The following is a 25735-nucleotide window of genomic DNA, read 5'->3' on the forward strand; positions in this document are numbered from 1 at the left end:
TTTCCTGCGGGGGATGTGCGCAGAACGCCGGGCTCGGCAGGTCCGGCCAAGGGGAATTGGTATGAGCGTGATAACCCGATCGATTCGGGGGAAGCTGTTCGCGGCTTTCCTGGCGGCGACCCTTGGTGTCCTCATCTCCAGCAGCCTGGGGATCATCCTGGTCTCGCGCGAGGGCGATCTGGCCCATGAGGCGATGACCGGTCTCGCCCCCCTCGCCGATGCGGCGATGGAGACCAAGATTTCCGCCACCCGCGCCCACCTCGTCTTCGAAGAGATTATGGCCGGGGATGAGACCGAGTCGATCTCCGAGGTCTGGTCGCTGCTCGACGACGCCGACTGGTATTTGCTGGCCATGCTCAATGGCGGCGCGAAAGCCAAGGAAACCTTCGTGAAGACCGACAATCCGGCCGTCCGCGTCCGGCTTGGAGAGGCGCGCGAGGTGCTGGCCGCCTTTCGCGTCACGGCGGAAGGCCGCTACAAGGCTTTTGGCGACCAGGGACGGGGGCAGACGGTGGCCGGAACCGATCTCGACGTCGCCTTCGACGCCGCCTTCGAGAGCTTCGCCACCCTCACCGATTCCATCGAAGAGCTTGTCCATACCCAGATTGACGAGCAGGTCGAGAAGATCGAGCAGACCAAAACAAGCTCGCTGTGGCTGATGTCGGCGACGGCCTTGATCGCGCTGGCCGTTTCCTTATCCCTTGCCGTGGTCATTGGCCGCTCGGTTTCGCGGCGGATCACCGATCTGTCGACGACGATGGGCCAGATCACCGCCGGCGACCACGCCGCCCCGGTTCCCCATACCACCTCGACCGACGAGATCGGCGTCATGGGCCGGGCGCTGGTCACCCTGCGCGATGGCGTTGACGAAGCCGCCCGACTGCGCGCCTCGCTGCAGCTCAAGGCCGAGGACGAGGCCCGCCAACGCACCCATCTCGAAGGGGCGATCATCGGCTTTGACCGCTCAATCGGCGAGGTCATGGCCTCGTTGCGCGACGTCGTCGAGGTTCTCCATGGCGCGGTCGCCGACCTTGAGCACGAAGCCAGCACCGTGGACCAGTTGACCAGCGGCGTTTCGGCCAAGACCGCCGAGGCCGCGTCCAACGTGGAAAGCGTGGCGGCGTCGATCGAGGAGCTTTCGGCCTCGGTCCGCGAAATCTCGGCCCAGGCCGCCCGGTCGTCGGAAGCCGCCGGCTTGGCCGCCCGCGAGGCCGAGGGCGCCAACAAGCTGATCGGCGGCCTGCAAACGGCAACCGACGCCATCAGCGAGGTGATGGCGCTGATCACCGCCATCGCCGCCCAAACCAATCTGCTGGCGCTCAACGCCACGATCGAGGCGGCGCGCGCCGGCGATGCCGGCAAGGGCTTCGCCGTGGTGGCGGGTGAAGTGAAGACCCTCGCCAGCCAGACCCAGAAGGCGACCGAGCAGATCCATGGACAGGTCGACGCCATGCACGACGTCACCCGCCAGTCGGTGGCCGCCATCGGATCGATCGCCCGCAGCGTCGATACCATGGAGGCGATGGCCGCCTCGATCGCCGCCGCCGTCGAACAGCAGGGCGCCGCCTCGGGCGGCATCGCCCGGAATGCCGAGCAGGCCTCGGCGGCGACCGGCGTGGTCTCCGAACAGATCGGAGCGGTCCGCGACAGCTCTGATGCGACCAGCCGGGCCTCGCGCGCCTTGAACGAGGCGACGGCGCGGCTCTCGGCCCAGATGGACCTGCTCTCGCACTCCGTCGAAAGCTTCCTGACGGCCGTTCGCCGCTAGCGCTTCGCTCCCTCGGGGGGGCCGACCTCCCCCGTCCGGGACCCGGGTCTCCCTTGACCTTCCAGGCCGACAGGCGGGAAAGCTTGTCAGATAACGCAACCGGATGCCCGGACGGCGGTTATACTGTTTTTCCCCTTCTAGCGGGTTTTCCCCGCCAGCCCCAAACGCCTCCGGCTTCCCGACCAGGAATGGACCTCATGCTTAATACTCACGCGGCGCTGATCTATGGAATGGTACTCACCTCTGCCGCCGATAAGGACATGACCGACAATGAATTGCGCGTCATCGGCGATATTGTTAGAACGCTTCCCGTTTTTCGCGATTTCAACATCGACGATCTGCCGAAAGTCGCCAGCGCCTGCGTCGAACTTCTTGACGAGGGCCTGGACAAGGCGATCGCCCTGATCGACGCCAGTCTGTCGCCGCGTCTCAAGGAAACGGCCTATGCCATCGCCTGCGATGTCGCCGCCGCCGACGGCCCGCTGGGACAAGAGGAATTGCGTCTTCTCGAATTGATGCGCCACGGGCTGAAGATCGACCGTTTGACCGCCGCCGCCATCGAGCGCGGCACCCGGGCCCGTTTCACCGTCGCCTGAACCGGCGATCGGATAAGCAGAGGGGGGGGGCGCCCGCCGCCCCCCGTCCCCCGGTCTCCAGGAAACACGCAGGCAGAAAGAGGAGACCATCTCGTGGGGCAGAAGGAGGCAGACATCGCGACCGCGCCGACATCCGAAACGCCCTGGGGGGACCTGTTTTCGCAAGGCGGAGACATGGGCCGATTGATGGCGGCCTTTCCTTGGGACTCCTCGCCGCTGGGGCCGGTCAGTGGCTGGCCAAGCCCCCTGCGCACCGTCGTCGGCATGCTGTTGCGCTCCAAAGCCCAAATCGTGCTGTTCTGGGGTCCGCACCTGGTGGCGCTTTACAACGACGCCTATGCCCCGACCATCGGCGGCAAGCATCCCCGGGCCCTGGGCCGTCCGGCCCGGGAAAACTGGGGAGAGCTTTGGGATACCCTGGGTCCGATGCTCGGCCAAGTGCGGCTTACGGCCCGGGCTTTTGGCGCGGACAACTACCCCTTCCAGATAAACCGCCACGGCTTTCTCGAGCAGGTTTATTTCGACATTTCCTATGATCCGGTTCCGGGCGCGGACGGCGAGGTCGCCGGGGTGTTCTGCACGGTCACCGAAACGACCGCCCGTGTCTTCGCCGAGCGCCGACTGGCCGCCTTGCGCGAATTATCCATCGCCCTGTCGACCACCCTGGCGCGCAGCGATGGCCCCCTGTCGCTTGGCGAGGCGCTGCCCAAGGCCGCCTTGGCGGCCATCGCCGGCCATTTGGCCCAAGACGTTTCCCGCGCCGCCATCTACCGCCATGGCAGCCACGGCAAGCCTGTTCTGGTGGCGACCACCGACCCCGCCCCCCGGACAAGACCCCAGGCGACGGGGACGACCGAGGGATCGCCTTTTGCCGAGATCCTGGAACGGGTTCGCCGCGAAGGGCGTCCCGTGCTGTGGGAAGGGGGCGGCGATGGCGGCCCCCAACGGCTGTTAGGCGTGCCGCTTACCGCCGAGCAGGGGCCCATGGGGGTTCTGGTGGTGTCGGTCTGCCCGCTGGTCGCCGCCGATGCCGAATACCGCAAGGTCATCGATCTGGCGGCCGGGCAGATTTCCAGCGCCCTGACCACGGCGGCCATTCTTGAACGCGAGCGCGAGCGCGCCGACGATCTGACCCGCGTCGCCGCCGATAACGCCCGGCTTTACCGCGAGGCGCAACGCGAGATCGCCGACCGCCAAGCCATCGAAGCCCAATTCCTCCATCTGACCGACACCCTGGAAAAGATGGTGGAGGAGCGAACCGGCGAACGCGACCGGCTGTGGCGGGTCTCGGGCGAGTTGATGGCGGTCGGAACCGCCGACAGCCATATCAAGGCCGTCAACCCGGCCTGGGAAACCCTGCTTGGCCATGACGAAAGGCTGCTGGTCGGCGCGCCGATGAGCCTGCTGGTCCATCCCGACGACCGCGAGCCGAGCACCGCCGCCTTGCGGGCCATGGAACCCCAAGGCCCCCCCTTGCGCTTCGAAAACCGTCTGCGCGATTCGGACGGGACCTATCATTGGATCGCCTGGACGATCGTTGCCCACGGCGCCCTGTTCTATATGGTCGGCCGCGACGTGACCGAGGAGAAACAGGCCCGCGACGCATTGGCCGAGGCCCATCGCCAGTTGATCGCCCAGACCGCCGAGCGCGAAAGGGCCGAGGAGGCCCTGCGCCAAGCCCAGAAGATGGAGGTCATCGGTCAGCTCACCGGCGGCGTCGCCCATGACTTCAATAACCTGCTGACCATCATCCTGGGCAATCTGGAAACCCTGATCCGCCACATCGACGGAGCGTCGCCCCCCGACCCGGCGCGGGTAAGAACCCTGGTCGAGCGGGCGACCCTGGGCGCCGAGCGGGCCGCCGCCCTCACCCAGCGCCTTCTCGCCTTTTCCCGACGCCAGCCCCTTGATCCGCGCCCCCTTGATCTCAACCGGCTGACCTTGGGGCTGATCGACCTTTTGCACCGGACGATCGGCGAAAAAATCGCCCTCGACACCCGGCTGTCGATGGTGCCGGTCGGCGTGCTCGCCGATGCCAACCAGCTTGAAAGCGTCGTGCTCAATCTGGCGCTCAACGCCCGCGACGCCATGCCCACGGGCGGACGGTTGATCCTTGAAACCACCGCCGATCTGGTGATCGAGGCTCCGACCGCCGAAAAACGCCCGGCAAAGGGCAATCCCGCCGGCGCTCCGCCGGGAACCTATGCGGCCCTGCGCGTCACCGATACGGGAAAGGGCATGGAGGCCGGGGTTCTGGCCCGGGTTTTCGATCCCTTTTTCACCACCAAGGATGTCGGCCAGGGCACCGGCCTCGGCCTGTCGCAGGCCTATGGCTTCATCAAGCAATCCGGCGGCCATATCGGCATAGAAAGCGAACCGGGCCAGGGGACCACCGTGACCATCTTGCTGCCCCGTCTTGAGGGGGCCCTGCCGCTTCCCGAGGAGAGTGACCGCGACGAGACGCCCGCCGCCCTGGGCGGACTTGAGATCACGCCCCCGCCGGGCGATCCGTCGATCCTGCTGCTGGTGGTCGAGGATGACCCGTCGGTGCGGGCCCATTCCACCGCGTCCTTGCGCGAACTGGGCTATCAGGTGATCGAAGCCGGGAATGGCGCCGAGGCGCTTGGGCACTTGGCCGCCCATCCCGATGTTGCCTTGATGTTCACCGATATCGGTCTGCCCGGAGGAATGGACGGTCGCCAATTGGCCGAGCTGGCGCGGCGGAACCGCCCCGATCTCGCCGTGGTGCTGACCACCGGCTACGCCCGCGACGCCCTGAACGGCAATGTTCCCCTCGCCCCCCGGATGGCGCTGCTGACCAAGCCGTTTTCCTTCACCGCCCTGGCGCTCAAGGTTCACGAGGTGCTTCCGCCCCGCCCCGCCCCCCAATCGTCCGCCCCGCAAGGCCCCGTAACCGTGTTGTTGGTCGAAGACGATCCCTTGGTCAGCCTCGCCGCCGCCGATCTGCTGCTGTCGCTGGGCTGCGCGGTCGATCAAGCTTACAGCGTGGCCGACGCCCTGGCCCAGGCCAGCGCCGCCACCCCCGATGTCGCGGTGATCGATATCGGCTTGCCCGATGGACGCGGCGACGATCTGGCCCAAACCCTGCGCCAGCGCCTTCCCGGTCTGCCGATCGTCATCGCCTCGGGCTATGACCGTTCGGAAATCGACGCCCGCTTCGGCGACGATCCACGCCTGCGGTTTCTGGGAAAACCCTATCTCGACAGCCAGCTTGAAGCGGCGCTGACCGGCGCCCTTGGCCACCCCCTGGAGCGATCGACCGCCCCCCGGGCTTGAGTCGGGCATAAAAACCGCCTATTTTATTCCCTGGAGTGGGAGAGCCGGTTTCCCGACCCTCCCTTTATCCTACAGACGAAGTTCGACCCGGAGAATGACCGCCAAGCCGTGCTCCGGGTCTTTTCGTATCTGCAGGGTGACGATGATGCGGGGCATCCCTCGTCCTCCAGTGCGGGCAGAGGCTTTCTGCCGAAGCCGGGGAAGCCTAGCGCCCCCGGTGCCGTCCGGCTTGGCGTGGACGGGCTCTGCTTTCTTTCCGCGAGATTTATGGTACCAGAATAACCTTAAGGTGTCTTTCCCGCCGTTATCAGCGACGAGAAACCCTGCGGCCCGAGCCTCCATTCAAGGGGCCCGGACTTGAGTCCGGCACAACAACCGCCCACTTCAATCCCTGGAGCGGGAGAGCCGGTTTCCCGACCCTCCCTTTATCCTACAGACGACGTTCGACCCGGAGAGAGACCGCCAAGCCGCGCTCCGGGTCTTTTCGTCTGTCTGGCGTCAAAACACCCCACAAGCTGTCTTGCCCGCTTTTTTGGGAAAGGCTCAGGCCTTTGCCAGCGCGTCTTCAAGAACGCCAAGCAGGCGGTCGACATCGGCGTCGGTGTTATAGACGTGGGGCGAGATGCGCAGGCGGCTGCCGCGCACGCTGACGCTGACCTGGGCGGCGGCCAGCCGGGTCGCCAAGGCCTTGGCGTCAACCCCTTCCGGCAAACCCAACCCCAGCAAATGGGGCGAGCGGGCGCTAGCGGGGGCGGCGGTGCAGCCCCAGGCCGCCGTTTCGGCGACCACCCGGTCGGTCAGCCGCCCGGCATAGGCCGATACGGCGGCGGGCGTCCAGGCGGTCAGGCGCTCCATGGCGGCGATCGCCATCGGCATCAGGGCGAAGTTCGAGCGTTCGCCCACATCGAAACGCCGCGCCCCGGCGTCCATGCTCTCGGTGTAATCGACCAGCCGCGAAAAATCCCGGCTACCTTCGCGGCAGATCCAGCCCTCTTCCAGCGGCTGACCGTTGCGATGGCGCGGCGCCACATAGAGGAACCCCAGCGAATAGGGGCCAAGCAGCCACTTATAGGTGGCGGCGACGGCGAAATCCGGATCGACCGCCGCCGTGTCGAAGGGCATGGCGCCAAAGGACTGGGTGCCGTCGATGACCAGGGCCGCCCCGACCGCACGGCAGGCGGCACCAATGGCGACCAGATCGATCTTGCAGCCATCCGACCAATGGGCCTGGGGACAGGCGACGATGGCGACCCCCGGCTTGATGGCGCCGAGCAGGGCCTCGGTCCAATTGCCGTTGGCCGGGCGGGCGACAACCTGGACGACGGCGTTGTTCTCGGTCGCCAGACGACGCCACGAATAAAGATTGGAAGGGAACTGCTCTTCCAGAACCAGCACCCGCTTCCCCGCCGCCAGCGGCAGATTGGCCGCCGCCACGGCGATGCCATAGGACACTGAGGGAACGACGGCGATGCCCTCGACATCGGCGCCGGTCAGCCCGGCATACAGGCCGCGCGCCTTTTCGACCGGATCGAAGAAGGCGTCGATCGCCACTTCCCAGGGCCGGGCCTTGGCCGCCACCCCGGCATGGCCGGCGGCGACCACCTCGGTCATCAAGGGGCCCATGAAGGCGGCGTTCAGGTAAGCCACATCCTGGGGGATCTCAAAGAGGTCACGCTGGCACGAAAGCATCGGTCACGCTCGCAAGACAGGAGAGGGGGGACGCCCAAAGGCATTCCCCACGATTGCCCTGGTATTGCCCCGGTGCAATCGGTAGATTGTCACGGTAACAATTTAGCCGGAAAGCCGCGCCGCCGATGGATCCCTCGCCCTGGATGCCCGTTTTGCCCGAGGGCCGCCGTCCCTTGCATCGGGCGATCGCCGAAGTTCTGGAAGCCGATATCGCCGCCGGGCGGCTGCCGCCGGGCACCCGCCTGCCGCCCCAGCGCGATCTGGCTTGGCGCCTGAAGGTGACCCTGGCCACCGTCGGCCGCGCCTATGCCCTGGCCCGCGAGCGCGGATTGATCGGCGGCGAGGTCGGGCGCGGCACCTTCGTGCTGGGTGAAACCACCTCGGCCGGCCTCGCCCCCTGGCCGCCCCAGGCCGGAGCCGGCGAGAACGGCGCCATCGATCTGGCCAATACCCACCCGGCGCCGGTGGCCGGTCCGGGCGAGGTCGCCGCCTGCGCCCGCGCCCTGGTCGAGGCGGGAACCGGCATCTTCGCCTATCAGCCCGACACCGCCGCCCCCGACCACCGCGACGCGGCGGCGCGCTGGCTGACCGCCCAGGGCGTGCCGGCCGGCGCCGAGTCGGTGCTGCTGTCGACCGGCGCCCTGAACGGGGTTCTGGCGGCGCTGATGGCCCTGGCCCGTCCCGGCGATACGGTTCTGACCGAGGCCCTGACCTCGCCGGCCTTCAAGGGCATGGCCGCCCTGCTTGGCCTGCGCCTGCGCGCCGTCGCCAGCGATGGCGAGGGGCTGCGCCCCGAGGCCCTGGAAGCCGCCCTAGAGCGCGATCCCTCGGCCAAACTGCTGCTCTGCGTGCCCGCCCTGCACAACCCGACCGGGGCGACCCTGTCGGCCGAGCGCCGCCTGTCGCTAACCGCCCTGGCCGAGCGCTTCGATCTGACGATCATCGAGGATGCGGTCTATGCGCCGCTGATCGAAAACGGCCCCCCCTCGCTCAAGGCGCTGATGCCCGACAGGGTGACCCATGTCACCAGCCTATCGAAGATCGGCCTGCCGGGCCTGCGCTGCGGCATGGTGGTGCCGCCCACCCGCCGGCGCGAGGCGGTGTTGGCCGCCCTACGCGTGTCGTGCTGGATGGCGCCGCCGCCGCTGGCCGCCGTCGCCGCGCGCTGGATGGACGATGGCACGGTGACCCGCCTGATCGCGGCCCAGCGCCTTGCCGTCAGCGAACGCCGCGCCCTCGCCGACCGCCTGCTTGGCGATCGCCTGACCTGCCGCCCACCGCCGCCCGCTGCCTCGTTCCTGTGGCTGGCCCTGCCGGCGGGCTGGCGGGGCGACGATTTCGCCCATGCCCTGCATCGGCGCGGCGTGATGGTGACCCCGGGCGAGGCCTTCACCGTCGATACCGCCCATGCCCCCCAGGCCGTCCGCCTGTGCCTGGGGCCGCCGTCGCTCGAGCGTCTGGAAACCGCCCTGACCGAGGTTCACGCCCTGCTGGGCGAAAGCCCCGAACGCCTGGGGGTCTTTCTATAACAGGGGCGGTCGCGCCGCTGGAAACGCCGCCGTTCCAAACCCCGTCGCCTGCGTTGAAACACGCGGCGGTCATGACCAGTTCTGATCCATCGTCGGCGATGCGAAGGGCCGAGAGATGGACTATTCCGCCCGCTATCTTCGTGAGTTTCTGCCGCCCGGCGAGCCCCCCGCCGGCGCGGTTCCGCCCGAGGTCGCGGAAGAGGTTCTGGCCTGGAGCGGACCGCCCGGCGCCGGTGACACCGACGACGCGGCGCGGGCCACGCGCTGGACCTATGCCCTGTTCCAAGAAATCGCCCTGTCTCAAATTCATCTGAGCGCGGTCGATGACTGGCTGGCCGGCCTGGGCGTGACCGCCCCGGGGGCGCCTTTGACCATCGGCCTTTATGACCCCGACACCGAGCGGCCCGGCTTTGGCCTATGCCTGCGCCTGCCGTCTTCCGAACTGCCGGACTTTCGGGTGGTCAGCGGCGTGACGTTTCTCCGCCTGGGGGTCAGTCTGCCTTTGGCCCTGCGCCAGACGGCAATGGAGGACCATGCGCCACCCCATCCCCAGGGCGCCACCAGCGCCTGCTGGGCGCAGTGCGCCAATACGGGCTTGTGGGGCGTGCTGACGGCGGGACATGCCATCGGCGGCACACGTCCCGGCCGCGCCGTGCCTTTGGCCGGCGGTGGGCAGGGACGTCTTGTTCGCAGCTTTCATCCCCCCATCGATGCCGCCTTCGTCCGCACCAACGCCCCGACGATCCCGCCGCCTCCTCTGGCGATCCGCCGTTTTCCCGCCGCCGGCCAAGCCGTCACCATCGAAGCCCAAAGCGGCGCCCAGTCCCGCACGGTCATCGAGGCGATGGATGCGCTGGGCATCGTCAATACCCGCAGCTTCGCCGTTCTGATGTTCACCGACAAACCCTGCGCCGCCGGGGATTCGGGGGCCCTGGTGCGCGCGGCCGGCGGCGAGGCCGTGGGCCTTTATCTCGGCAGCGCCCTGTCACCGCGCACCCCCAACCAGCCGGCGGGACGGGTTCTGAATTTCGAGCAGGCGACCCTGGCGCTCGACATCACCCCCCACCTGTAAGGACCAAGCCCATGCCCGATCCCGCCGACGACTGGACGATCTCGGTTTTTATCCCCGACTCGGTCCCACCCGCCCATTCCCCACCCGATCCCAGCACCGATGACCATTCCCTTCTGGAATGTCTCTCTCCCGCCGGGCGGATCTCGCGGGTCAGCGGGCGGGGGCTTCAGCAGCAATGGACCGACACGATCGAGACCTTGCTGACGCTGGGAACCACGGTCAGTGACCGGGCGACGGACTGGCAGATCTCGGAAATCGACGTTGGGCTGACCTTGAGCGCCAAGGGGGAACTGCTGTTCATCGCCGAAGCCGGGGCCGAGGCCAGCATCACCTTCAAACTAACCCGCAAGACCGCCTGAGAGCCGATAGGGCAACCATCCCCGGTGGGGGAACGTTTCGCCGGCCCATTCTTTTTCGGACAAGGGCCAGATCGGGCATGTTGGCGACTTCCCAGACTTCCCAAACGGCCAGGCGCCCCGGCGCCGCGCCGTCACCGTCTTCTTTGGCCGCGCCCCTGGTCCGGCGCTTCCGCGGGTTCATCGAGGATGGCCGTTTTCCCTGCGTTGGCGCCAAGGCCGCCTTGAGCCGCGACCGGCTGGCGATCGTCGTCGCCGGCGACATCCGCTTGGCGGGCGAGGACCGGCGCATTCACGCCGCCCTGGTGCGCATGGTCCGCAGCTATCAGCACGACAAGGCGATGTTCCGTTCGCTGGCGGTGATCTTCGAATCCCCCCGGCGCATCGGCGAACCGGCTTTTGAACGCCATCTGTGGGCCCGCCTCAACAGCCTTCACCGCATCGACCGTCGGCATTTCGGCTGGTCGGCGGCCGTCAGCCCCGATCCCGCCGATCCCCATTTCGGCATGAGCTTCGCCGGCGCCGGCTTTTTCGTTGTCGGCCTGCACCCCGGCGCCTCGCGGCCGGCACGGCGCTTCGTGCGCCCGACCCTGGTTTTCAACATGCACGACCAATTCGAACGCCTGCGCGCCGAGGGGCGTTACGACAAGATGCGCGCCACCATCCTTGAGCGCGACCGCAAGCTGGCCGGCTCGATCAATCCGATGCTGGCGGCCTTCGGCGAGCGCAGCGAAGCCCGCCAATACAGCGGCCGGGTTGTTCCCGAAGGCTGGCGGTGCCCCTTCCATGCCGAGACGACCGCCCGGGAGATCCACCGATGATCGTTGAAATTCCGCCGCGCTCGGGAACCGCCTTCCGTCTGGCCAAGGGCGAAAGCCTGCGGGTGATCGATCCCGAGGGCGAACAGGTCGCCGATCTGCTGGCCTTCAATGCCGAAGACGTGGCCGAGGCGCTCTCGAACGGCCGTACCTTCGATTACCTGGAGCGCATCTATCTGACCAGCGGCGACCCGCTCTATTCCAACCGCTCCACCATCCTGGCGCGCATCACCGAAGACACGGTGGGCCGCCATGATTTCCTGCTCACCCCCTGCTCGGCCGATACCTTTCGCATCCTTTATGGCGATGCCCATCCCCATCACGGCTGCTTTGGCAATCTGGCCCAGGCCCTGGCCCCCTTTGGCATCGCCGCCGACGCCCTGCCCTGCGCCTTCAATGTGTTCATGAACGTGCCCGTCGATGGCGAAACCGGCCGCATCAAGGTTCTGCCGCCCCTCAGCCGGCCGGGCGATCACCTGACGATTCAGGCCGAGATCGACCTGATCATCGGCCTGACCGCCTGTTCAGCCGGCCAGTCCAATAATTTCCGCTACAAGCCGATCCACTACGAGATCCTGCCGCCTTAGAGCGGTGAGCGTGAAATCGGGTTCACGCTCACCACTCTAAGGTCTTGATAGTCAAGCAAATCGTCGTCGCACTCTGTTTCAGAGTGCTCGGGATTTGCCCTAAATCCCGCGCGCCCACAGCGGGCGCAACAGGGCGCCATGGGCGCGGGCGTGGCGCAACTGGCCAAGCAGGCGATCGCGGTCACGCGGCAGGGTGCCGGCCAGGGCGAGGGCGTTGGAGGCGTGGTTGGAACGGAAGATCACCGGGCGGCGCGGCGCCAGATGATCGAGCAATTCCTCCAACTCGTCCAACATGCCGCCATCGTCCTGGAAGGAAAAACTCCCCTGGAAACGCTCCAGGAACGACTCCTTGCGCTCGTCGGTCAGATGAAGCTGCAGGGTCGACAGATAGGTCGGCGGCGTTCGGTTGATCAGGGCCGCCGTCGCCTGGGCATGCTCGCGCCAGCGCCCGCGCCCGGCCAGCCCAAGGATCACCGTGGCCGACACCTTCATGCCCGCCGCCCGCGCCCGCTCGATCGCCCGGCCAACCGCTTCGGTCGAGGCGCCCTTGACCATGCGGCGCAGGGTATCGGCGTCGCCGGTCTCCACCCCCATATACAGCAGGGACAATTTGGCCGCGCGCAACGCCGCCAGTTCGGCCGGCTCCTTGTGCAGGATATCGGCCGGGGTGGCATAGCAACTGACCCGGGCGAGGGCGGGCAAAACGCCGGCAAGATCGCCAAGCAGGGTCAGCAGATGGTCGGTGGGCAGGCGCAAGGCGTCGCCATCGCCCAGAAAAACCCGATGGGCCTCGGGCCACAGGCGGGCGGCGTCCCTGATCTCAGCGCGCACCTCCTCGATCGGCCGTTCCTCATAGGTTTTGGAGCGGTACATCGAGCAAAAGGCACACTGATTATGGCCACAACCAAGGGTCGCCTGAATAATCAGATTGTCGGCCTCCGAGGGAGGCCGGTAAAGCGGCATATGATAGGAAAGGGTCAAGGCGCGTTTTCCCGTCGTCCGTCTTGTGACGTCTTCTTGCCTCGGCCGAGGTTTAACCGCTTATAGCAAGAGCCGAGGGCCCGATCCAGGGCCCGCGCCCTTTCTCCGTCGATCCAACCCGGGAAGATCCCCATGTCCTTGCTATCGACCCTGTTCGGAGACACCACCGATCCGCCCCAGGATCCCTACTGGCAACGCAATCCCGACTTGAAATACTACCGCCTTCTGCAGATTTCGCGCCGGCCCCAGGTGCTGGCCGACAAAAGCGGCGTGTTCATCCTGTGGAGCCAGAGCCCCCATGGGCATTGGATCTATTGCGCCCATGCCGAGGATCTGGAGGGCGCCGTCGAAATCGTCGCCAGCCATCCCGAGGTCATCAGCCTCGAGTCGCGCCATGGCTTGCTGTTCTCGTGGTCGCCGATCCGCGCCGATCTGCGCGATGGCGTGGTCGCCCATCTGCGCGCGACCCTGCCCTTCGCCCTGGAAGACGCGGCCCTTGATGACAGGCTTGGCCTGTCGGCGGCCAAACTGGCCGCGGCCGAACCGGTGCCCGTGCTGCCGCCCGGCTAAAACGCCCCCCGGCCGCACAACGCGCGCGGTCGGGGGGATCGGCGCTCTTATTCGGCGGCGTCCTTGAGGGCCGGCGGCGTCCAGCGCAGCACCGGCTTGCGGGCGGCCAGGGTTTCATCAAGGCGACGGCGCGGCGTCAGCTGCGGCGCCGCCTTGAAGGCTTCGGCGCCGTTTTCGCGGGCGCGCCGGGCCAGATCCTTCAGCGTCGCGATGAACAGATCAAGGGTCTGGCGGCTTTCGGTTTCCGTCGGCTCGATCAACAGCGCCCCATGGACGACCAGCGGGAAATACATGGTCATCGGGTGATAGCCCTCGTCGATCAGCGCCTTGGCGAAATCAAGGGTGCTGACCCCGGTATCCTTGAGGAAGCGATCGTCAAACAGCGCCTCGTGCATGCAGGGCCCCTCGAACGACGCCGACAGTGTGTCCTTGAGGCTGGCTAGCAGGTAATTGGCATTGAGCACCGCATCGCCGCTGGCCTGACGCAAGCCGTCCTTGCCCATGCTCATCATGTAGCAGAGCGCGCGCACGAACACGCCGAACTGGCCATGGAAGCCCTTGAGCCGGCCAAAGGGCGCGGTGCCGTCGGCCTGGGCGTCAAGATCGGTCTCGATCAGGCGGAAGCCCTCCGTGTCATGAACCACATAGGGCAGCGGCGCGAAGGGAGCGAGGGCTTCTGACAGCACCGTGGGGCCGGCGCCGGGGCCGCCGCCGCCGTGCGGCGTCGAGAAGGTCTTGTGCAGATTGATATGCATGGCGTCGGCGCCCAGATCGCCAACCCGCACCCGGCCGACGATGGCATTGAAATTGGCGCCATCCATATAGAAAAAGGCACCCGCCGCGTGAACGGCCTTGGACAGGGTGATGATGTCGCCTTCGAACAGGCCGCAGGTATTGGGGTTGGTCAGCATCACCGCCGCCACATCGGGCCCCAGGCGGGCGGTCAGCACGGCGCTGTCGACCCGGCCCCGGGCGTCGGCGGGGATGGTCTCGACCTTGAAGCCGCAGGCCGCCGCCGTCGCCGGATTGGTGCCATGGGCGCTTTCGGGAACCAGCACCACCTTGCGCTCATCGCCGCGCGCCTGCAGGGCGGCGCGGATCGCCATCATCCCGCACAACTCGCCATGCGCCCCGGCCGCCGGCGACAGGGCGACGGCGGGCATGCCAGTCAATTCCTTCAACCAGCGCGCCAAATGGTCCATCAAGGCCAGGGCGCCCTGAACGGTGGAGACCGGCTGGAAGGGGTGGATATCGGCGAAGCCGGGCAGCCGGGCCATGCGCTCGTTCAGCCGCGGGTTATACTTCATGGTGCACGAGCCCAGCGGATAGAAGCCGGCATCGATGCTGTAGTTCTTTTGCGACAGGCGGGTGTAGTGGCGCACCACCTGGGGCTCGGACAGTCCGGGCAGGCCGATCGGCCCCTGGCGCGTCAAACCGCCCAGGCGGTCGGTGAAGGGGGCGGGCGGCGTCAGATCGACCGCCGTCGAGCCGGGGGTGTCGAGTTCGAAAATCAGGGGCTCTTCAAGCTGAAGCCCGCGGTTGCCGGTGAAGGTCGCGGTCATTTAAAGCACCTCTTTCAGGGCGGCCACCAGGGCGTCGGCATCCTCGGGCGTGGTCAATTCCGTGGCGTTGACCAGCAGCAGATTGGCCAGCTCGGGATAGGTCGGCAGGAAGCGCGAGACCGGCACGCCCGCCAGGATCGACCGTGCGGCCAAAGCCTCGACGACTTCGGCGGCGGGCTTGGGCAGGCGCAGGGTGAACTCGTTGAAGAAGGTCTCGGGCAGAACCTTCACCCCCTTCACCCGCGCCAGCTTCTCGGCCAAGGCGACGGCATTGGCGTGGTTGATCCACGCCAGCCGGGTAAAGCCCGCCTCGCCCAGCAAGGTCATATGGATGGTGAAGGCCAGGGCGATCAGCCCCGAATTGGTGCAGATGTTCGAGGTCGCCTTCTCGCGGCGGATATGCTGCTCGCGGGTTGACAGCGTCAGCACATAACCGCGCTTGCCGCTTTCATCGAGCGTCTCGCCGGCCAGCCGGCCGGGCATCTGGCGCAGGTATTTCTCGCGGGTGGCGAACAGCCCGACGCCGGGACCGCCAAAACCGGTCGGCGAGCCCAGGGCATGACCCTCGGCCACCACGATATCGGCGCCCATGGCGCCCGGCGGGGCGACCAGACCCAGCGACACCGGCTCGCATACCGCCACCACCAGCAGGGCGCCGGCGGCGTGGCAGGCCTCGGCCAGCGGCGACAGATCGCGCAAACGGCCAAAGAAATCCGGGTTCTGAACGATAACGCAGGCGGTGTCGGAGCCGACGCGCCCGATCAGATCGCCCAGGGCCAGCGGATCGGGGGGCAGCCCCTCGCCCTCATGGCCCAGGCAGGCCAGCAGGGTCTGGGTGGTCGCGGTGTAATGGGGATGCAGCCCGCCGGCCATCAGCACCTTGCGCCGGCGGGTGATGCGCACGGCCATGGCCGCCGCCTCGGCGCAGGCGGTGGCGCCATCGTACATCGAGGCGTTGGCCACCTCCATGCCGGTGATCAGCGCCACCTGGGTCTGGAACTCGAACAGATACTGAAGCGTGCCCTGGCTGACCTCGGCCTGATAGGGGGTATAGGAGGTCAGGAATTCGCCGCGCTGGATCAGGGCGTCGACGGCGGCGGGCACATGGTGGCGATAGGATCCCGCGCCCAGGAAGCAGGGCACCGATCCGGCGGTCAGATTGCGCGCCGCCAGGGCCGAAAGCGCGCGCTCGACCTCCATCTCGCCGCCGTGATCGGGCAAGGCGTCGAAGGCGGCCTGATCCAGGGCCTCGCGCGGGACGTCACGAAACAGATCTTCGACCGAAGCCGCGCCGATGGTGGCGAGCATGGCGGCGCGGTCGGCCTCGGAATGGGGGAGGTAACGCATGGGAGTCCTTCAGCCTCGAAAAAATGCCCGGACGGGCCGGTGGCGGCGCCGCTTGGTTAATCGAGCTCGCCGACGAAGGCGTCGTAGGCTTCTTGATCCATCAGCTCGTCAAGCTCGGCCGGCTCGCTCAGCCGCACCTTGAAGAACCAGCCGTCGCCCAGGGCGTCGGTGTTCACCTGTCCCGGCGCCTCGGGCAGGCTGTCATTGGCTTCGACCACCTCGCCGCTGACCGGCGAATAGACCTCGCTGGCCGCCTTGACCGATTCGACGACGGCGGCGTCGCCGCCGCGCTCGATCTCGCGGCCGATTTCGGGCAGTTCGACGAAAACCACGTCGCCAAGCTGCTTCTGGGCGTAATCGGTGATGCCGATGGTGCCGATGCCATCGTCATCGACGCTGACCCATTCGTGATCTTCGGTGAAATAGAGTTTGCTCATGACCAGAACCCTCGCCTGGTAACGGTTGACGACAAAAGCGATGACAAAAGGAATAAGTGGGACGCGTCGCGCCGGACGCTATGCCTTGTGATAGCGATGGGCGACGAAGGGCATCTCGACCACATGGGCGGGCAAGGCCTTGCCGCGCACCACCAGCGAAACCGCCGTGCCGGGCGCGGCCAGTTCGGCTGGAACCATGCCCATGGCGATCGGCGCCGACAGGCTGGGCGAGAAGCCGCCCGAGGTCACTTCGCCAACCACCTCCCCCTGGGGCCCCAGGATGGCGGAATGGGCGCGCACCGGCGCTTTGCCCTCGGGACGCAGACCAACGCGGCAGCGCTTGGGCCCCTGGGCCAGATCTTGTTGGATCGCCGAAGCCCCGGGAAAGCCGCCCTCGGCCCGCCGACGCTTGCCGATGATCCACGACAGACCGGCTTCGACCGGGGTGGTGGTGGTGTCGATATCGCTGCCATAGAGGCACAACCCGGCCTCCAGGCGCAGGCTGTCGCGCGCCCCCAGGCCGATCAAGGCCACCGCCTCATTGGCGATCAAGGTTTGCGCCAGATCAAGGGCGGCTTCGGCGGGCACGCTGATTTCAAAACCGTCCTCGCCGGTATAGCCCGAGCGGGTAACGAAGCAATCGACCCCGCACAGGCTCAGCCAGCGCCCCGACATGAAGCCCATCTCGGCGGCCCTGGCATCCAAACCGGCCAGCACCGAAACCGCCAGCGGCCCTTGCAGGGCGAGCAGCGCAGTGTCGGGCAGGCGTTCGAGCCGGGCGTCGAAGCCGGCCAGATGGGCCTCGATATGGTCGAGATCGGCGTCCTTGCAGGCGGCGTTGACCACCAGGAACAGGTCATCGGCGCGCTTGGTGACCATCAGGTCGTCAAGAATGCCGCCCTGGTCATTGGTCAGCACCGTATAGCGCTGACGGCCTTCCTTGAGGATTTCGAGATCGCCCGGAACCAGGGCTTCCAGGGCGGCGATGCGCTGCGGCCCGACCAAACGGGCTTGGCCCATGTGCGAGACATCGAACAGCCCGGCGCTTGCGCGGGTGTGCAGATGCTCGGCCAGAACGCCCATCGGGTATTGAACGGGCATGTCATAGCCGGCGAAGGGCACCATGCGGGCGCCTCGCTCCAGATGGAGGGCGTGGAGCGGCGTGGTCAGCAGGGAAACGGTGGGGTCCGACAAATGCGGCTCCATGACCTGGGGTGGCGTACGTTCGGAGCCCTGGCGGTCCCCGACTATCGAACGCCCCCCTCTGTCTCGAAACCTGAAAGAGTCACCGGGGTCGGACCGCCGGCTTCCATCTTCGGTGAGAACGGCCCGGGGACGTCATCCCGCCGCCTGTTCTGCTTTCCAGAGAACCCATGCCGTTACGGTCCATTTGCCTGAGAGTTTCCGGGGGCGGTTGCTCCTTCGGCGCCGGCTCTGCCCCGCGCCTGATGGCACGGGCGACCGATCTCTCCCGTAACGGTTCGCGGGATGTCTTAAGCCAAGCTTAGCCTTTTGCCCCAGCCGGTGCAACCCCTGGCGCGGTGGCTGCGAAATAGGCAGGGGCGACCAAAGTCAGCGCGCCCCGGTGTTGTGCTCCTGGTTGTAGCGCAGTTCGTCGCGGGTCAGTTGGAAGCCGGCATAGACCTGTTCGCCGGCGGCGTTTTCGTCTTCCTTGAGCGGCAGGCGGATGACGACCTTTTCGTCGCGGAAGCGCACGCGGTTGACGTTGTCGGGGAAGACGACGCTGGCGGTATAGGTCTTCTTGGCCGCCGGGCTGGGAAAGAACGACGGCAGGGCGACGAAATACTCGAAATCGGCGGCGCGGCCGCTGGCGGCCGGTCCCAGTTCCAGGGCGAAGGACAGGAACATTTCGACCGTCACCCCCGTCTTGTCATAGGAACAGGTGCCCTCGAAGCCGGCGACCTCGCCCGTCAGGGTGATATCGGTGACATCGCGGCCCGGTCCGGCGCGAAAGCGCGTGAGGTCGGCGGTGGCGGCGTCGATGCGCACTTCGGGGCACCCACGCTTCTCGGGCTTCTGGAAGGCCGAGCACCCCGAAGCGGCCAGAACGGCGAGAACGGCCAGGGCGGAAAGGACGCGGCGGGACGCGAAAGGGGCGATCATGGGCTTGGCCTGCCTTGGAGGAAACGTGACGGGGAGGACGGTTCCCGTGTGATACCCCATCGCGCCCCGCCCGCCAAGGGCGCGGGTCTTCGCGCGGTTCGGCTTTTCAAGGGGCTTACAAAGCTGTTAGATGGCGCGCCCTCCCCGCCCGAACCGGATTGTTGCCGATGGCCGTCTATACCGATGTTTCCGATGATGATCTAACCACCTTCCTGGAAGGCTATGACATCGGCCGCCTGCGCGCCTGCAAGGGGATCGCCGAAGGGGTGGAGAATTCCAACTTCCTGCTGGTCACCGACCGCGGCCCCCATATCCTGACGCTCTATGAAAAGCGGGTGAACCCCGACGATCTGCCGTTCTTCCTGGGGCTTTTGCGCCATCTGGCGGCGCGCGACATTCCCTGCCCGCAGCCGGTCGCCGGCCGCGACGGCGCCGTGCTTCACACCCTGTGCGACCGCCCGGCGGCCATCGTCACCTTTCTCGATGGCGTCTGGCCCAAGCGCCCCGAGGTCCGCCATTGCGCCCAGCTTGGCGAGGCCCTGGCCCGGCTGCATCTGGCGGGCGGCGATTACGCGCCGACCCGGCGCAACAGCCTGTCGGTCGATGGCTGGCGGCCGTTGTTCGATGCCGCCGCCGAACGCGCCGACAGCGTCAAACCCGGGTTGCGCGCCGAACTGGAAACCGAACTCGACGCCCTGGAGGCCCTGTGGCCCCACGACCTGCCCACTGGCATCATCCATGCCGATCTGTTCCCCGATAACGTCTTCTTCGTTGACGACACCCTGTCGGGGCTGATCGATTTCTATTTCGCCTGCGACGATTTCCTGGCCTATGACCTTGCCGTCTGCCTCAACGCTTGGTGCTTCGAGGGCGAGCGGGAATTCAACGTCACCAAGGCCCGTCACATGCTAACCCGCTATGAAAAGGTCCGGCCCTTGAGCGATGCCGAATTCGCCGCCCTGCCGCTGTTGGCGCGCGGCGCGGCGATGCGCTTCTTGCTCACCCGGCTCTATGATTGGCTGAACACCCCGCCGGGCGCCATGGTCCGGCCAAAGGATCCGATGGAATATTATCACAAGCTGGCCTTCCACCGCGCCGTCTCCGGCCCGGGCGCCTATGGATTGAGCCGATGAGCGCGGCGGCCGGCGACGAGATCAAGCGCGTGCGCGTCGATATGTTCACCGATGGCGCCTGTTCGGGCAATCCGGGCCCGGGCGGCTGGGGCACCATCTTGCGCTGGGGCGACACCGAAAAGGAGTTGTGGGGCGGCGAAACGCCGACCACCAACAACCGCATGGAATTGATGGCGGTGATTCGCGGCCTGGAGGCCCTGCGCCGGCCGGTCACGGTGACCATCCACACCGACAGCCGCTATGTCCACGACGGTATCACCGGCTGGATCCACGGCTGGAAGCGCAACGGCTGGAAGACGGCGGCCAAGAAGCCGGTGAAGAACGAAGACCTGTGGCGCCGCCTGGACGCGGCTTTGGGCACCCATGACATCAGTTGGCAATGGGTGCGCGGCCATTCGGGACATGTGGAAAACGAACGCGCCGACGAATTGGCCCGTCGCGGCACCAGCGAAGCCCGCCAGGGCAAGGTCGACGGCCAGTCTTCGACCATCCTTTAGCCCGGCTTCTTTAAGCCCGCCGGCTCGCCGTCCAGCACAGCAACGACCCCGCCACCACCAACCCCGTGCCCATCCAAAACGAGGGGGTGGGGGTGGTGTCGAGCCACAGGGCCGAGATCAGCACCGAAAGCAGCGGCGTGAAATAGGACAAGACGGCGACCAAGGTGGCGTCGCCGCGCTTCATCGCCACGTCCCAGCCCATATAGGCCAGGGCCGTCGAGGCGCCCATCACCGCCAGTTCGCCCAGCGTCGCCGGGGAAACCACCGCTGGCGCCGGTTCCAGCAGGGCCATCGGCGCCATGACCAGGGCGCTGGCCAAAAGGAACAGCGCCAAGGCCCCCTCTTTGGGATCGGCCAAGCGCACAAGATTGGAATAAAGCGCCCAGGCCACCGCCGCCGTCAGCGCCAGGGCGTAGGCCAGCGGATTGCCGGCGATATTGGCGGCCAGTCCGTCCAGGCTCAAGCCGCCGCCCGTCGCCCAGGCCACGCCGCCAAAGGCGACGATGACGCCGGGCCACAGCCACCAACCCACGCGCAAGCGGTGGATCGGCACGGCCAGGGCCAGGGTCAGACTGGGCCACAGGTAGTTGATCAGCCCCAGATCAAGCGCTTGGCGGCGATCGGCGGCCAAGCCCAGGGCCAGGGCCAGCGACACCCCGTAAACAACGAACAGCCCGCCGCATCCCCACAGATACAAGGCGCTTTGCCCGCGAACCCGTGGCCGGCCAAAGGCCAGCCAAACAAGGCAGCCCGAGGTGGCATAGATCGCCGCCCCGGCCCCATAGATCCCCAAGGTCTCCGACAGGCTGCGGGTTAGGGCGACGGCGGCGCTCCACAAGACGATCGCCGCCACCCCCGACAGGGTCGCCAGCGGCGGTTTCATCGGCGAAGCGGCGGCACAGGGCGCGACGGTCAAGATGGGGAACCTCGAGACGGAACGGTGGGAACGCGGCGGAGCGGCACCTTATACCGCCCGTTCTTGGCCGTCACCGCCCCCGTCAGCGCCCCCCCCGTCAGCGCGCGGCGATGACGCCGCGCACCTCGTCGCCGGCATCGCGACGCAAACCGATGACATCAAGCAGCCCGAGCAGGGAAATCACCCCGATCAGCACGAAGGCGAAGCGGAAATCGGCCAGCTCAAGGGGCGTGGCGGCGCCCTCGCCGATCGCCCCGGCCAGCCGCAGGGCCACGGCGCCACAGGCCACGCCCAGCGCCCCGCTCATGCGTTGGGCGACATTGGCCAGGGTATTGGCGCCGGTCATCCGCTCCTGGGGCACATCGGCGAAGGCCAAGGTGTTGAGCGCGGTGAACTGCAGCGAGCGCGTCAGCCCGCTGACGAACAGCAGGCCCAGGATCACCGCCGTCGGCGTTGCGGCGTCAAGCAGGGCGCAGGCGAAGATGGTCAGGGCGTTCAGCCCGCCATTGACCAGCAAGGTGGCGCGAAAGCTGAAGCGGCGCAGAATCGGCGAGGTCAGCAGCTTCATCGCCAGATTGCCGACGAAAATCGCCAGAACCAGCAGGCCCGAGGCGAAGGCGTCCATGCCGAAGGACAACTGAAACAGCAGCGCCAGCAAGAACGGCGTGGCGCTCAGCGTCAGGCGAAACAGCGTGCCGCCGAAAATGGTCACGGCGAAGCTTCGCTGGCGCATCGCCCACAGGTCGATCAGCGGCCGCTCGTGGTGGCGGGAATGGCGCAAGGCGAGAAAACCGCCAAGCAATCCGACCAAACAAAGCGCCCCCGAGGTCCAGACCTCGCCCCGGCTGATCAGATCCAGGCCGTAGATCAGGCAGAAACAGGCCGTACCGCTGAGAACAAAGCCCAGGCCATCGAAGGGGCCGGGGCTATCACGGCGGCCGCGCGGCACCAGAACCAGGGTCAGGATCAGCGCCAGGATCCCCAGCGGCACATTCAGAAAGAAGATCCAGTGCCAGGACGCATGGGTGGCCAGGAAGCCGCCGATCGGCGGCCCCAGCACCGGGGCGACCAGACCGGGCCAGGTGATGATGGCGATCGCCCGCATCAGCCCGGATTTTTGGGTATCGCGCAGCACGACCAGCCGGCCGACCGGCACCATCATCGCCCCGCCCACCCCTTGCAAGATGCGCGCGGCGACGAACGACCACAGGTCCTGGCTGAGACCGCAAAGGATCGAGGCCAGGGTGAAGACGGTGATCGCCAGGGCGAAGACCGTCCGCGCCCCAAAGCGCTCGGCCGCCCAGCCGCTGGCCGGGATCAGGATGGCGACGGTCAGGATATAGGCCGAAACGCCGATATTGAGATCGACCGGCGCGGCGCCGAAGGATGCCGCCATCTGCGGCAGGGCGGTGATGACCACCGTGCCGTCCAGGGCTTCCATGAAAAAGGCGCCGGCCACCAGATAGGACAAGGCGGCCGAGGTCGGCGCGGATCGGGGGGCGGAAGACGGCACGGGAGAAGGCGAAGACGGGGGAACGGCGGGGGGAACGGCGGACATCGGGGGACACGATCCATGAACCCGGCCGCCCCCTTCTCCAAGGACGCGGCCGGTGACGATGAGCAAAACCTTATAGCAGGGCGAGAACCGCCTCGGCCGACGAGACATCCAGCGCGCCGCCTTCATCGACGGCAAGATGCGTGACCTTGCCGTTGTCCAGAACCAGGGCGCAGCGCTGGAAGCGCTTACCCAGGCCCTTGGCGGTCAGATCAAGCTCCAGGCCAAGGGCACGGGCGTAATCGCCATTGCCATCGGCCAGCATCTCGACCGTGCCTTCGGCGCCAAGCGCCTTGCTCCAGGCGGCGAGAACAAAAGCGTCATTGACGGCGACGCAGGCGACCTTGGTCACCCCCTTGTCGCGCAGGGCCTGGGCCTGGGCGATATAGCCCGGCACATGGCTGTCCGAACAGGTGGGGGTGAAGGCCCCGGGCACGGCGAACAGCACCGCCTTGCCCGCGCCGAGGAATTCGGCGGGATCGACGGCCTCGATACCGGCCGCGGTCTTGTGGTGCAGGGTGCCCGAAGGCAAAGCGTCTCCAACGGCGATCATGAACTCTCTCCATAAGCCAAAGGTGACGCTCATATGGGAGCGCCCGGGGGGACCGACACCCCCCCTTTTCAGGACGAAGGCCCCGCCGCCCGGGCCACGGCCTCCAGCAAGGCGTTTTCGCTCAGAAGCTCGGGCAGGGCTATGCCCTGGGGGGCGCCCGGGCCATAAACCGCGTTGAAGGGGATGCCGAAGCGGCCGAAGGAGGCCAGATAGGCGGCGATCGCCGGATCAGGACGGGTCCAATCGGCCCGCAAACCGCTCAGCCGCCCCGAGTCGAGCAAGGCCCGCGTTGGCGCGGCGTCAAGAACCGTGGCCTTATTGACCTTGCAGGTCACGCACCATTGGGCGGTCACATCGACGAGCACCGTCTTGCCCTCGGCCACCAGCCGCGCCACCGCCTCGGGCGACCAGCGGCCCCAGGCGGTTTCCTCAAGGGCCTGAGAGGGTGCCGCCATCGGCAGCGACAGGGCGGGCAAGGGCAAGGCCGGTAGGGCGAGGGCAGCGATCCCCAGCAGCGCCGCCACCCCGCCCGACAGCCGCGAGATCGGCCGCAAGGCCCGCACCCCCAGCGCCACGGCCAGCAAGCCGCCGATCACCGCCGCCCAAACCGCGCCGATCTGCACGGCGAGAACGCTGAGCAGCCACAGGGCGGTCAGGCACAGAACCGCCCCCAGAACCGCCTTCAACCGCAGCATCCAGCGCCCCGGCCGGGGCAGACGGGTGGCGATCTGCGGGCGCAGGGCCACCAGCAGATAGGGCAAGGCCATGCCCAGGCCAAGCGCCAGGAAGATCGCCAGAATTTCAAAGGGCCCGCGCGCCAGGGCGAAGCCGACGGCGGTTCCCAGGAAGGGCGCCGAGCACGGCGTGGCCAGCACGGTGGCGAAGGCCCCGGTGGCGAAGGCCCCGCTCAACGACGAGCCCGCACGACCTTGGCCGCCCAGCCCCGAAACCGCGCCGGGCAGCCCGATCTCGAACAATCCCCACAGATTGGCGGCGAACAGCGCCAGCAGCACGACCATGCCCGACAAGAACAGCGGCTGCTGGAACTGAATGCCCCAGCCCACCGCCATGCCGGCGGTTTTCAGGCCGATGGCGGCAAGGGCCAGAACCAGGAAACTGGCGATGATTCCGGCGCTGGTCGCCAGAAACGACAGCCGGGCGGCGCGCGGCGCCCCGCCCCCATGGCCGACCAGTCCAAGGATCTTCAGCGACAGCACCGGCAGCACGCAGGGCATCAAATTAAGGATCAGGCCGCCAAGCAGGGCGACGCTGACCATCGCCAGGAAAGCGAGCGGCCCCGTTGGCGCGCCCGGGGCGCCGGTCTCTCCGCCGCTCTCTCCGCCAAGGGCGGTCGGCCGGGGATCGCCCGCCCCGGCCGGCGGCGCCAGCGCCCGCCTCGTATCAACCCCGGCCTCCACGCCGCGCACACCATCGGCGACCAGCACCGGCAGGCTCTGGCCGATCAACGCGTCGCCGCCGACCACTCCGGCCCGCAAAACGGCGCGCCCCCCGCCCTCCTCCACCGTAACCTGGGGCCGGGCGAAGGCCATGCCCGCCGGGGCCTCGACGAACAGATCGGGGGCGGCCAGTGGCGGATCGGCGCGCACCGCCACCCGCACCACGCCGCCGGTCTCGATCACCGCTTCGTCAACCGTGATGCCATGCGAGGGGCTGGGGCCGGGCACCTGGGCCAGGAAGCGGGCCAGGGCTTGGGCCTGCGGGCTGGCCCCCGACGGTCCGGGGGGCACGATCAGGGTGAAATCCCCGCGATCGGGCACGCAGACCTCGGCGCAGATCAGATAATCGACGGCGAGGCGCAGGATCAGCGGATCGCCGGGGCGCTCAAGGCGGGCCATCAAGGGCAAGATCACCTGATGCTCATAGCCGACGGTCTCGATCCCCAGAACCGAAAAGCGTGTCGGCACCGGCCATCGCGGCGTGGCCCCGGCCAAATTGAGCGAGCCGGTCCAGTCAAACGACGGCGGATAGCCCGCATCCCCCGGGCTGCGCCAATAGATCTTCCAATGGGGGGCAAGCTCGACCTGCAGGCCCAAAGCGATCTCTTCGGCCTTGCCCGCGGCGCTGACGGCCGAAATCAGCCGCATCCGCGAATGGCTTTTCTCAACCCAGGCCGAGGCGCCGGGGTCGTTTCCCTGGGCCTGGGCCGGCAGGCACAAGCCAAGAAACAGGCAGAGGGCAAGAAGGAAACGCGACATCGGACCCCCAGGTCATTCGGGTGTGCAGAACGCGAAGAAGCCCGCTTCCGCAGGGGTGGGAAAGCGGCGCGATGAGGCGCTGTGGCCACGGCGGCGACGTGATAGCATTGCCATCGCTTGCCGAGGACCCGG

The 25735-nt window shown here is 67.4% G+C and carries 22 protein-coding genes and 2 riboswitches; of the genes, 11 read left to right on the plus strand and 11 right to left on the minus strand.

From position 1 onward, the window contains the following. Positions 1-61: 61 nt before the first annotated feature. The 3 genes from RRU_RS15690 to RRU_RS15700 all read left to right on the plus strand — a co-directional run bounded on the left by RRU_RS15690 (position 62) and on the right by RRU_RS15700 (position 5661). Complete coding sequence (locus RRU_RS15690) at positions 62-1768, plus strand: methyl-accepting chemotaxis protein (protein ID WP_011390785.1); 1707 nt, start codon at positions 62-64, stop codon at positions 1766-1768. Between the two features lie 197 nt (positions 1769-1965). Next, positions 1966-2364, plus strand: a complete 399-nt coding sequence (locus RRU_RS15695; protein WP_011390786.1) for a tellurite resistance TerB family protein — start codon at positions 1966-1968, stop codon at positions 2362-2364. A gap of 186 nt (positions 2365-2550) precedes the next feature. Beyond that, positions 2551-5661, plus strand: coding sequence for a hybrid sensor histidine kinase/response regulator (locus RRU_RS15700; RefSeq protein ID WP_162470628.1), 3111 nt, complete (start codon positions 2551-2553; stop codon positions 5659-5661). Between the two features lie 543 nt (positions 5662-6204). Here RRU_RS15700 and RRU_RS15705 read toward each other — a convergent pair. Next, positions 6205-7308, minus strand: a complete 1104-nt coding sequence (locus tag RRU_RS15705; protein ID WP_237703780.1) for an aminotransferase class V-fold PLP-dependent enzyme — start codon at positions 7306-7308, stop codon at positions 6205-6207. A gap of 185 nt (positions 7309-7493) precedes the next feature. Here RRU_RS15705 and RRU_RS15710 point away from each other — a divergent pair, with 185 nt between their 5' ends. From RRU_RS15710 to RRU_RS15730, 5 genes are all read left to right on the plus strand, one after another. After that, the gene (locus RRU_RS15710) at positions 7494-8879 is read left to right on the plus strand and encodes a PLP-dependent aminotransferase family protein (protein WP_237703781.1); all 1386 of its coding nucleotides are present in this window, start codon (positions 7494-7496) and stop codon (positions 8877-8879) included. Between the two features lie 115 nt (positions 8880-8994). Then, complete coding sequence (locus RRU_RS15715) at positions 8995-9951, plus strand: hypothetical protein (RefSeq protein ID WP_011390790.1); 957 nt, start codon at positions 8995-8997, stop codon at positions 9949-9951. Between the two features lie 11 nt (positions 9952-9962). After that, a complete protein-coding gene (locus RRU_RS15720) occupies positions 9963-10310 on the plus strand; it encodes a Pepco domain-containing protein (protein WP_011390791.1) in 348 nt (115 codons plus the stop codon). Between the two features lie 77 nt (positions 10311-10387). Then, a complete protein-coding gene (gene gntA, locus RRU_RS15725) occupies positions 10388-11128 on the plus strand; it encodes a guanitoxin biosynthesis heme-dependent pre-guanitoxin N-hydroxylase GntA (protein ID WP_011390792.1) in 741 nt (246 codons plus the stop codon). Beyond that, a complete protein-coding gene (locus tag RRU_RS15730; RefSeq protein ID WP_011390793.1) occupies positions 11125-11712 on the plus strand; it encodes a DUF1989 domain-containing protein in 588 nt (195 codons plus the stop codon). The genes gntA and RRU_RS15730 overlap by 4 nt, the downstream gene beginning before the upstream one ends. Before the next feature lie 99 nt (positions 11713-11811). On the opposite strand, the gene RRU_RS15735 is transcribed toward RRU_RS15730, so the two are convergent. Beyond that, entirely contained in the window at positions 11812-12693 is an 882-nt protein-coding gene (locus tag RRU_RS15735) for a radical SAM protein (protein WP_011390794.1), read from the minus strand. 132 nt (positions 12694-12825) lie between these two features. On the opposite strand from RRU_RS15735, the gene RRU_RS15740 reads away from it, so the two are divergent. Further along, positions 12826-13263, plus strand: a complete 438-nt coding sequence (locus tag RRU_RS15740; protein ID WP_011390795.1) for a hypothetical protein — start codon at positions 12826-12828, stop codon at positions 13261-13263. Positions 13264-13310: 47 nt separating this feature from the next. On the opposite strand, the gene gcvPB is transcribed toward RRU_RS15740, so the two are convergent. From gcvPB to RRU_RS15765, 5 genes are all read right to left on the minus strand, one after another. Continuing rightward, complete coding sequence (gcvPB, locus tag RRU_RS15745; RefSeq protein ID WP_011390796.1) at positions 13311-14825, minus strand: aminomethyl-transferring glycine dehydrogenase subunit GcvPB; 1515 nt, start codon at positions 14823-14825, stop codon at positions 13311-13313. Further along, positions 14826-16172 (minus strand): aminomethyl-transferring glycine dehydrogenase subunit GcvPA, encoded by a 1347-nt coding sequence (gcvPA, locus tag RRU_RS15750; protein ID WP_011390797.1) that lies wholly within the window; start codon positions 16170-16172, stop codon positions 14826-14828. A 56-nt stretch (positions 16173-16228) separates the two neighbouring features. Next, the gene (gene gcvH, locus RRU_RS15755; protein ID WP_011390798.1) at positions 16229-16609 is read right to left on the minus strand and encodes a glycine cleavage system protein GcvH; all 381 of its coding nucleotides are present in this window, start codon (positions 16607-16609) and stop codon (positions 16229-16231) included. Positions 16610-16687: 78 nt separating this feature from the next. Continuing rightward, a complete protein-coding gene (gene gcvT, locus RRU_RS15760; RefSeq protein WP_014626502.1) occupies positions 16688-17803 on the minus strand; it encodes a glycine cleavage system aminomethyltransferase GcvT in 1116 nt (371 codons plus the stop codon). A 68-nt stretch (positions 17804-17871) separates the two neighbouring features. After that, a riboswitch (glycine riboswitch) is annotated at positions 17872-17977 on the minus strand. A gap of 4 nt (positions 17978-17981) precedes the next feature. After that, positions 17982-18093: riboswitch (glycine riboswitch) on the minus strand. Between the two features lie 88 nt (positions 18094-18181). After that, the gene (locus tag RRU_RS15765) at positions 18182-18733 is read right to left on the minus strand and encodes a hypothetical protein (RefSeq protein ID WP_014626503.1); all 552 of its coding nucleotides are present in this window, start codon (positions 18731-18733) and stop codon (positions 18182-18184) included. A gap of 167 nt (positions 18734-18900) precedes the next feature. Between RRU_RS15765 and RRU_RS15770 the strand changes: the two genes are divergently transcribed. Next, a complete protein-coding gene (locus RRU_RS15770; RefSeq protein WP_011390801.1) occupies positions 18901-19866 on the plus strand; it encodes a homoserine kinase in 966 nt (321 codons plus the stop codon). Beyond that, positions 19863-20363 carry a ribonuclease HI gene (gene rnhA, locus RRU_RS15775; protein WP_011390802.1) on the plus strand — a complete coding sequence of 167 codons (501 nt, stop codon included), beginning with the start codon at positions 19863-19865 and terminating at the stop codon, positions 20361-20363. Before RRU_RS15770 ends, rnhA begins: the two co-directional genes overlap by 4 nt. A 10-nt stretch (positions 20364-20373) precedes the next feature. Here the strand turns inward: rnhA and yddG are convergent, their stop codons facing one another. The 4 genes from yddG to RRU_RS15795 all read right to left on the minus strand — a co-directional run bounded on the left by yddG (position 20374) and on the right by RRU_RS15795 (position 25603). Continuing rightward, the gene (gene yddG, locus RRU_RS15780; protein ID WP_011390803.1) at positions 20374-21279 is read right to left on the minus strand and encodes an aromatic amino acid DMT transporter YddG; all 906 of its coding nucleotides are present in this window, start codon (positions 21277-21279) and stop codon (positions 20374-20376) included. Between the two features lie 97 nt (positions 21280-21376). After that, positions 21377-22837 (minus strand): MFS transporter, encoded by a 1461-nt coding sequence (locus tag RRU_RS15785; RefSeq protein ID WP_011390804.1) that lies wholly within the window; start codon positions 22835-22837, stop codon positions 21377-21379. 70 nt (positions 22838-22907) lie between these two features. After that, positions 22908-23387 carry a peroxiredoxin gene (locus RRU_RS15790; protein ID WP_011390805.1) on the minus strand — a complete coding sequence of 160 codons (480 nt, stop codon included), beginning with the start codon at positions 23385-23387 and terminating at the stop codon, positions 22908-22910. A 68-nt stretch (positions 23388-23455) separates the two neighbouring features. Further along, positions 23456-25603 carry a protein-disulfide reductase DsbD family protein gene (locus RRU_RS15795; protein ID WP_011390806.1) on the minus strand — a complete coding sequence of 716 codons (2148 nt, stop codon included), beginning with the start codon at positions 25601-25603 and terminating at the stop codon, positions 23456-23458. Positions 25604-25735 lie beyond the last annotated feature (132 nt).

The organism is Rhodospirillum rubrum ATCC 11170 (genome assembly GCF_000013085.1).
GTDB lineage: Bacteria > Pseudomonadota > Alphaproteobacteria > Rhodospirillales > Rhodospirillaceae > Rhodospirillum > Rhodospirillum rubrum.

Excerpts from the sequence above, each read along its gene's own strand:
- RRU_RS15740 (WP_011390795.1), top strand. The coding sequence starts at position 12,826 with ATGTCCTTGCTATCGACCCTGTTCGGAGACACCACCGATCCGCCCCAG.
- RRU_RS15795 (WP_011390806.1), bottom strand. The coding sequence starts at position 25,603 with ATGTCGCGTTTCCTTCTTGCCCTCTGCCTGTTTCTTGGCTTGTGCCTG.
- RRU_RS15715 (WP_011390790.1), top strand. The coding sequence starts at position 8,995 with ATGGACTATTCCGCCCGCTATCTTCGTGAGTTTCTGCCGCCCGGCGAG.
- RRU_RS15765 (WP_014626503.1), bottom strand. The coding sequence starts at position 18,733 with ATGATCGCCCCTTTCGCGTCCCGCCGCGTCCTTTCCGCCCTGGCCGTT.
- RRU_RS15730 (WP_011390793.1), top strand. The coding sequence starts at position 11,125 with ATGATCGTTGAAATTCCGCCGCGCTCGGGAACCGCCTTCCGTCTGGCC.
- gcvPB (WP_011390796.1), bottom strand. The coding sequence starts at position 14,825 with ATGACCGCGACCTTCACCGGCAACCGCGGGCTTCAGCTTGAAGAGCCC.
- RRU_RS15770 (WP_011390801.1), top strand. The coding sequence starts at position 18,901 with ATGGCCGTCTATACCGATGTTTCCGATGATGATCTAACCACCTTCCTG.
- RRU_RS15695 (WP_011390786.1), top strand. The coding sequence starts at position 1,966 with ATGCTTAATACTCACGCGGCGCTGATCTATGGAATGGTACTCACCTCT.
- gcvPA (WP_011390797.1), bottom strand. The coding sequence starts at position 16,172 with ATGCGTTACCTCCCCCATTCCGAGGCCGACCGCGCCGCCATGCTCGCC.
- RRU_RS15720 (WP_011390791.1), top strand. The coding sequence starts at position 9,963 with ATGCCCGATCCCGCCGACGACTGGACGATCTCGGTTTTTATCCCCGAC.
- RRU_RS15710 (WP_237703781.1), top strand. The coding sequence starts at position 7,494 with ATGCCCGTTTTGCCCGAGGGCCGCCGTCCCTTGCATCGGGCGATCGCC.
- RRU_RS15690 (WP_011390785.1), top strand. The coding sequence starts at position 62 with ATGAGCGTGATAACCCGATCGATTCGGGGGAAGCTGTTCGCGGCTTTC.
- RRU_RS15790 (WP_011390805.1), bottom strand. The coding sequence starts at position 23,387 with ATGATCGCCGTTGGAGACGCTTTGCCTTCGGGCACCCTGCACCACAAG.
- rnhA (WP_011390802.1), top strand. The coding sequence starts at position 19,863 with ATGAGCGCGGCGGCCGGCGACGAGATCAAGCGCGTGCGCGTCGATATG.
- RRU_RS15700 (WP_162470628.1), top strand. The coding sequence starts at position 2,551 with ATGGCGGCCTTTCCTTGGGACTCCTCGCCGCTGGGGCCGGTCAGTGGC.
- gntA (WP_011390792.1), top strand. The coding sequence starts at position 10,388 with ATGTTGGCGACTTCCCAGACTTCCCAAACGGCCAGGCGCCCCGGCGCC.
- gcvH (WP_011390798.1), bottom strand. The coding sequence starts at position 16,609 with ATGAGCAAACTCTATTTCACCGAAGATCACGAATGGGTCAGCGTCGAT.
- RRU_RS15785 (WP_011390804.1), bottom strand. The coding sequence starts at position 22,837 with ATGTCCGCCGTTCCCCCCGCCGTTCCCCCGTCTTCGCCTTCTCCCGTG.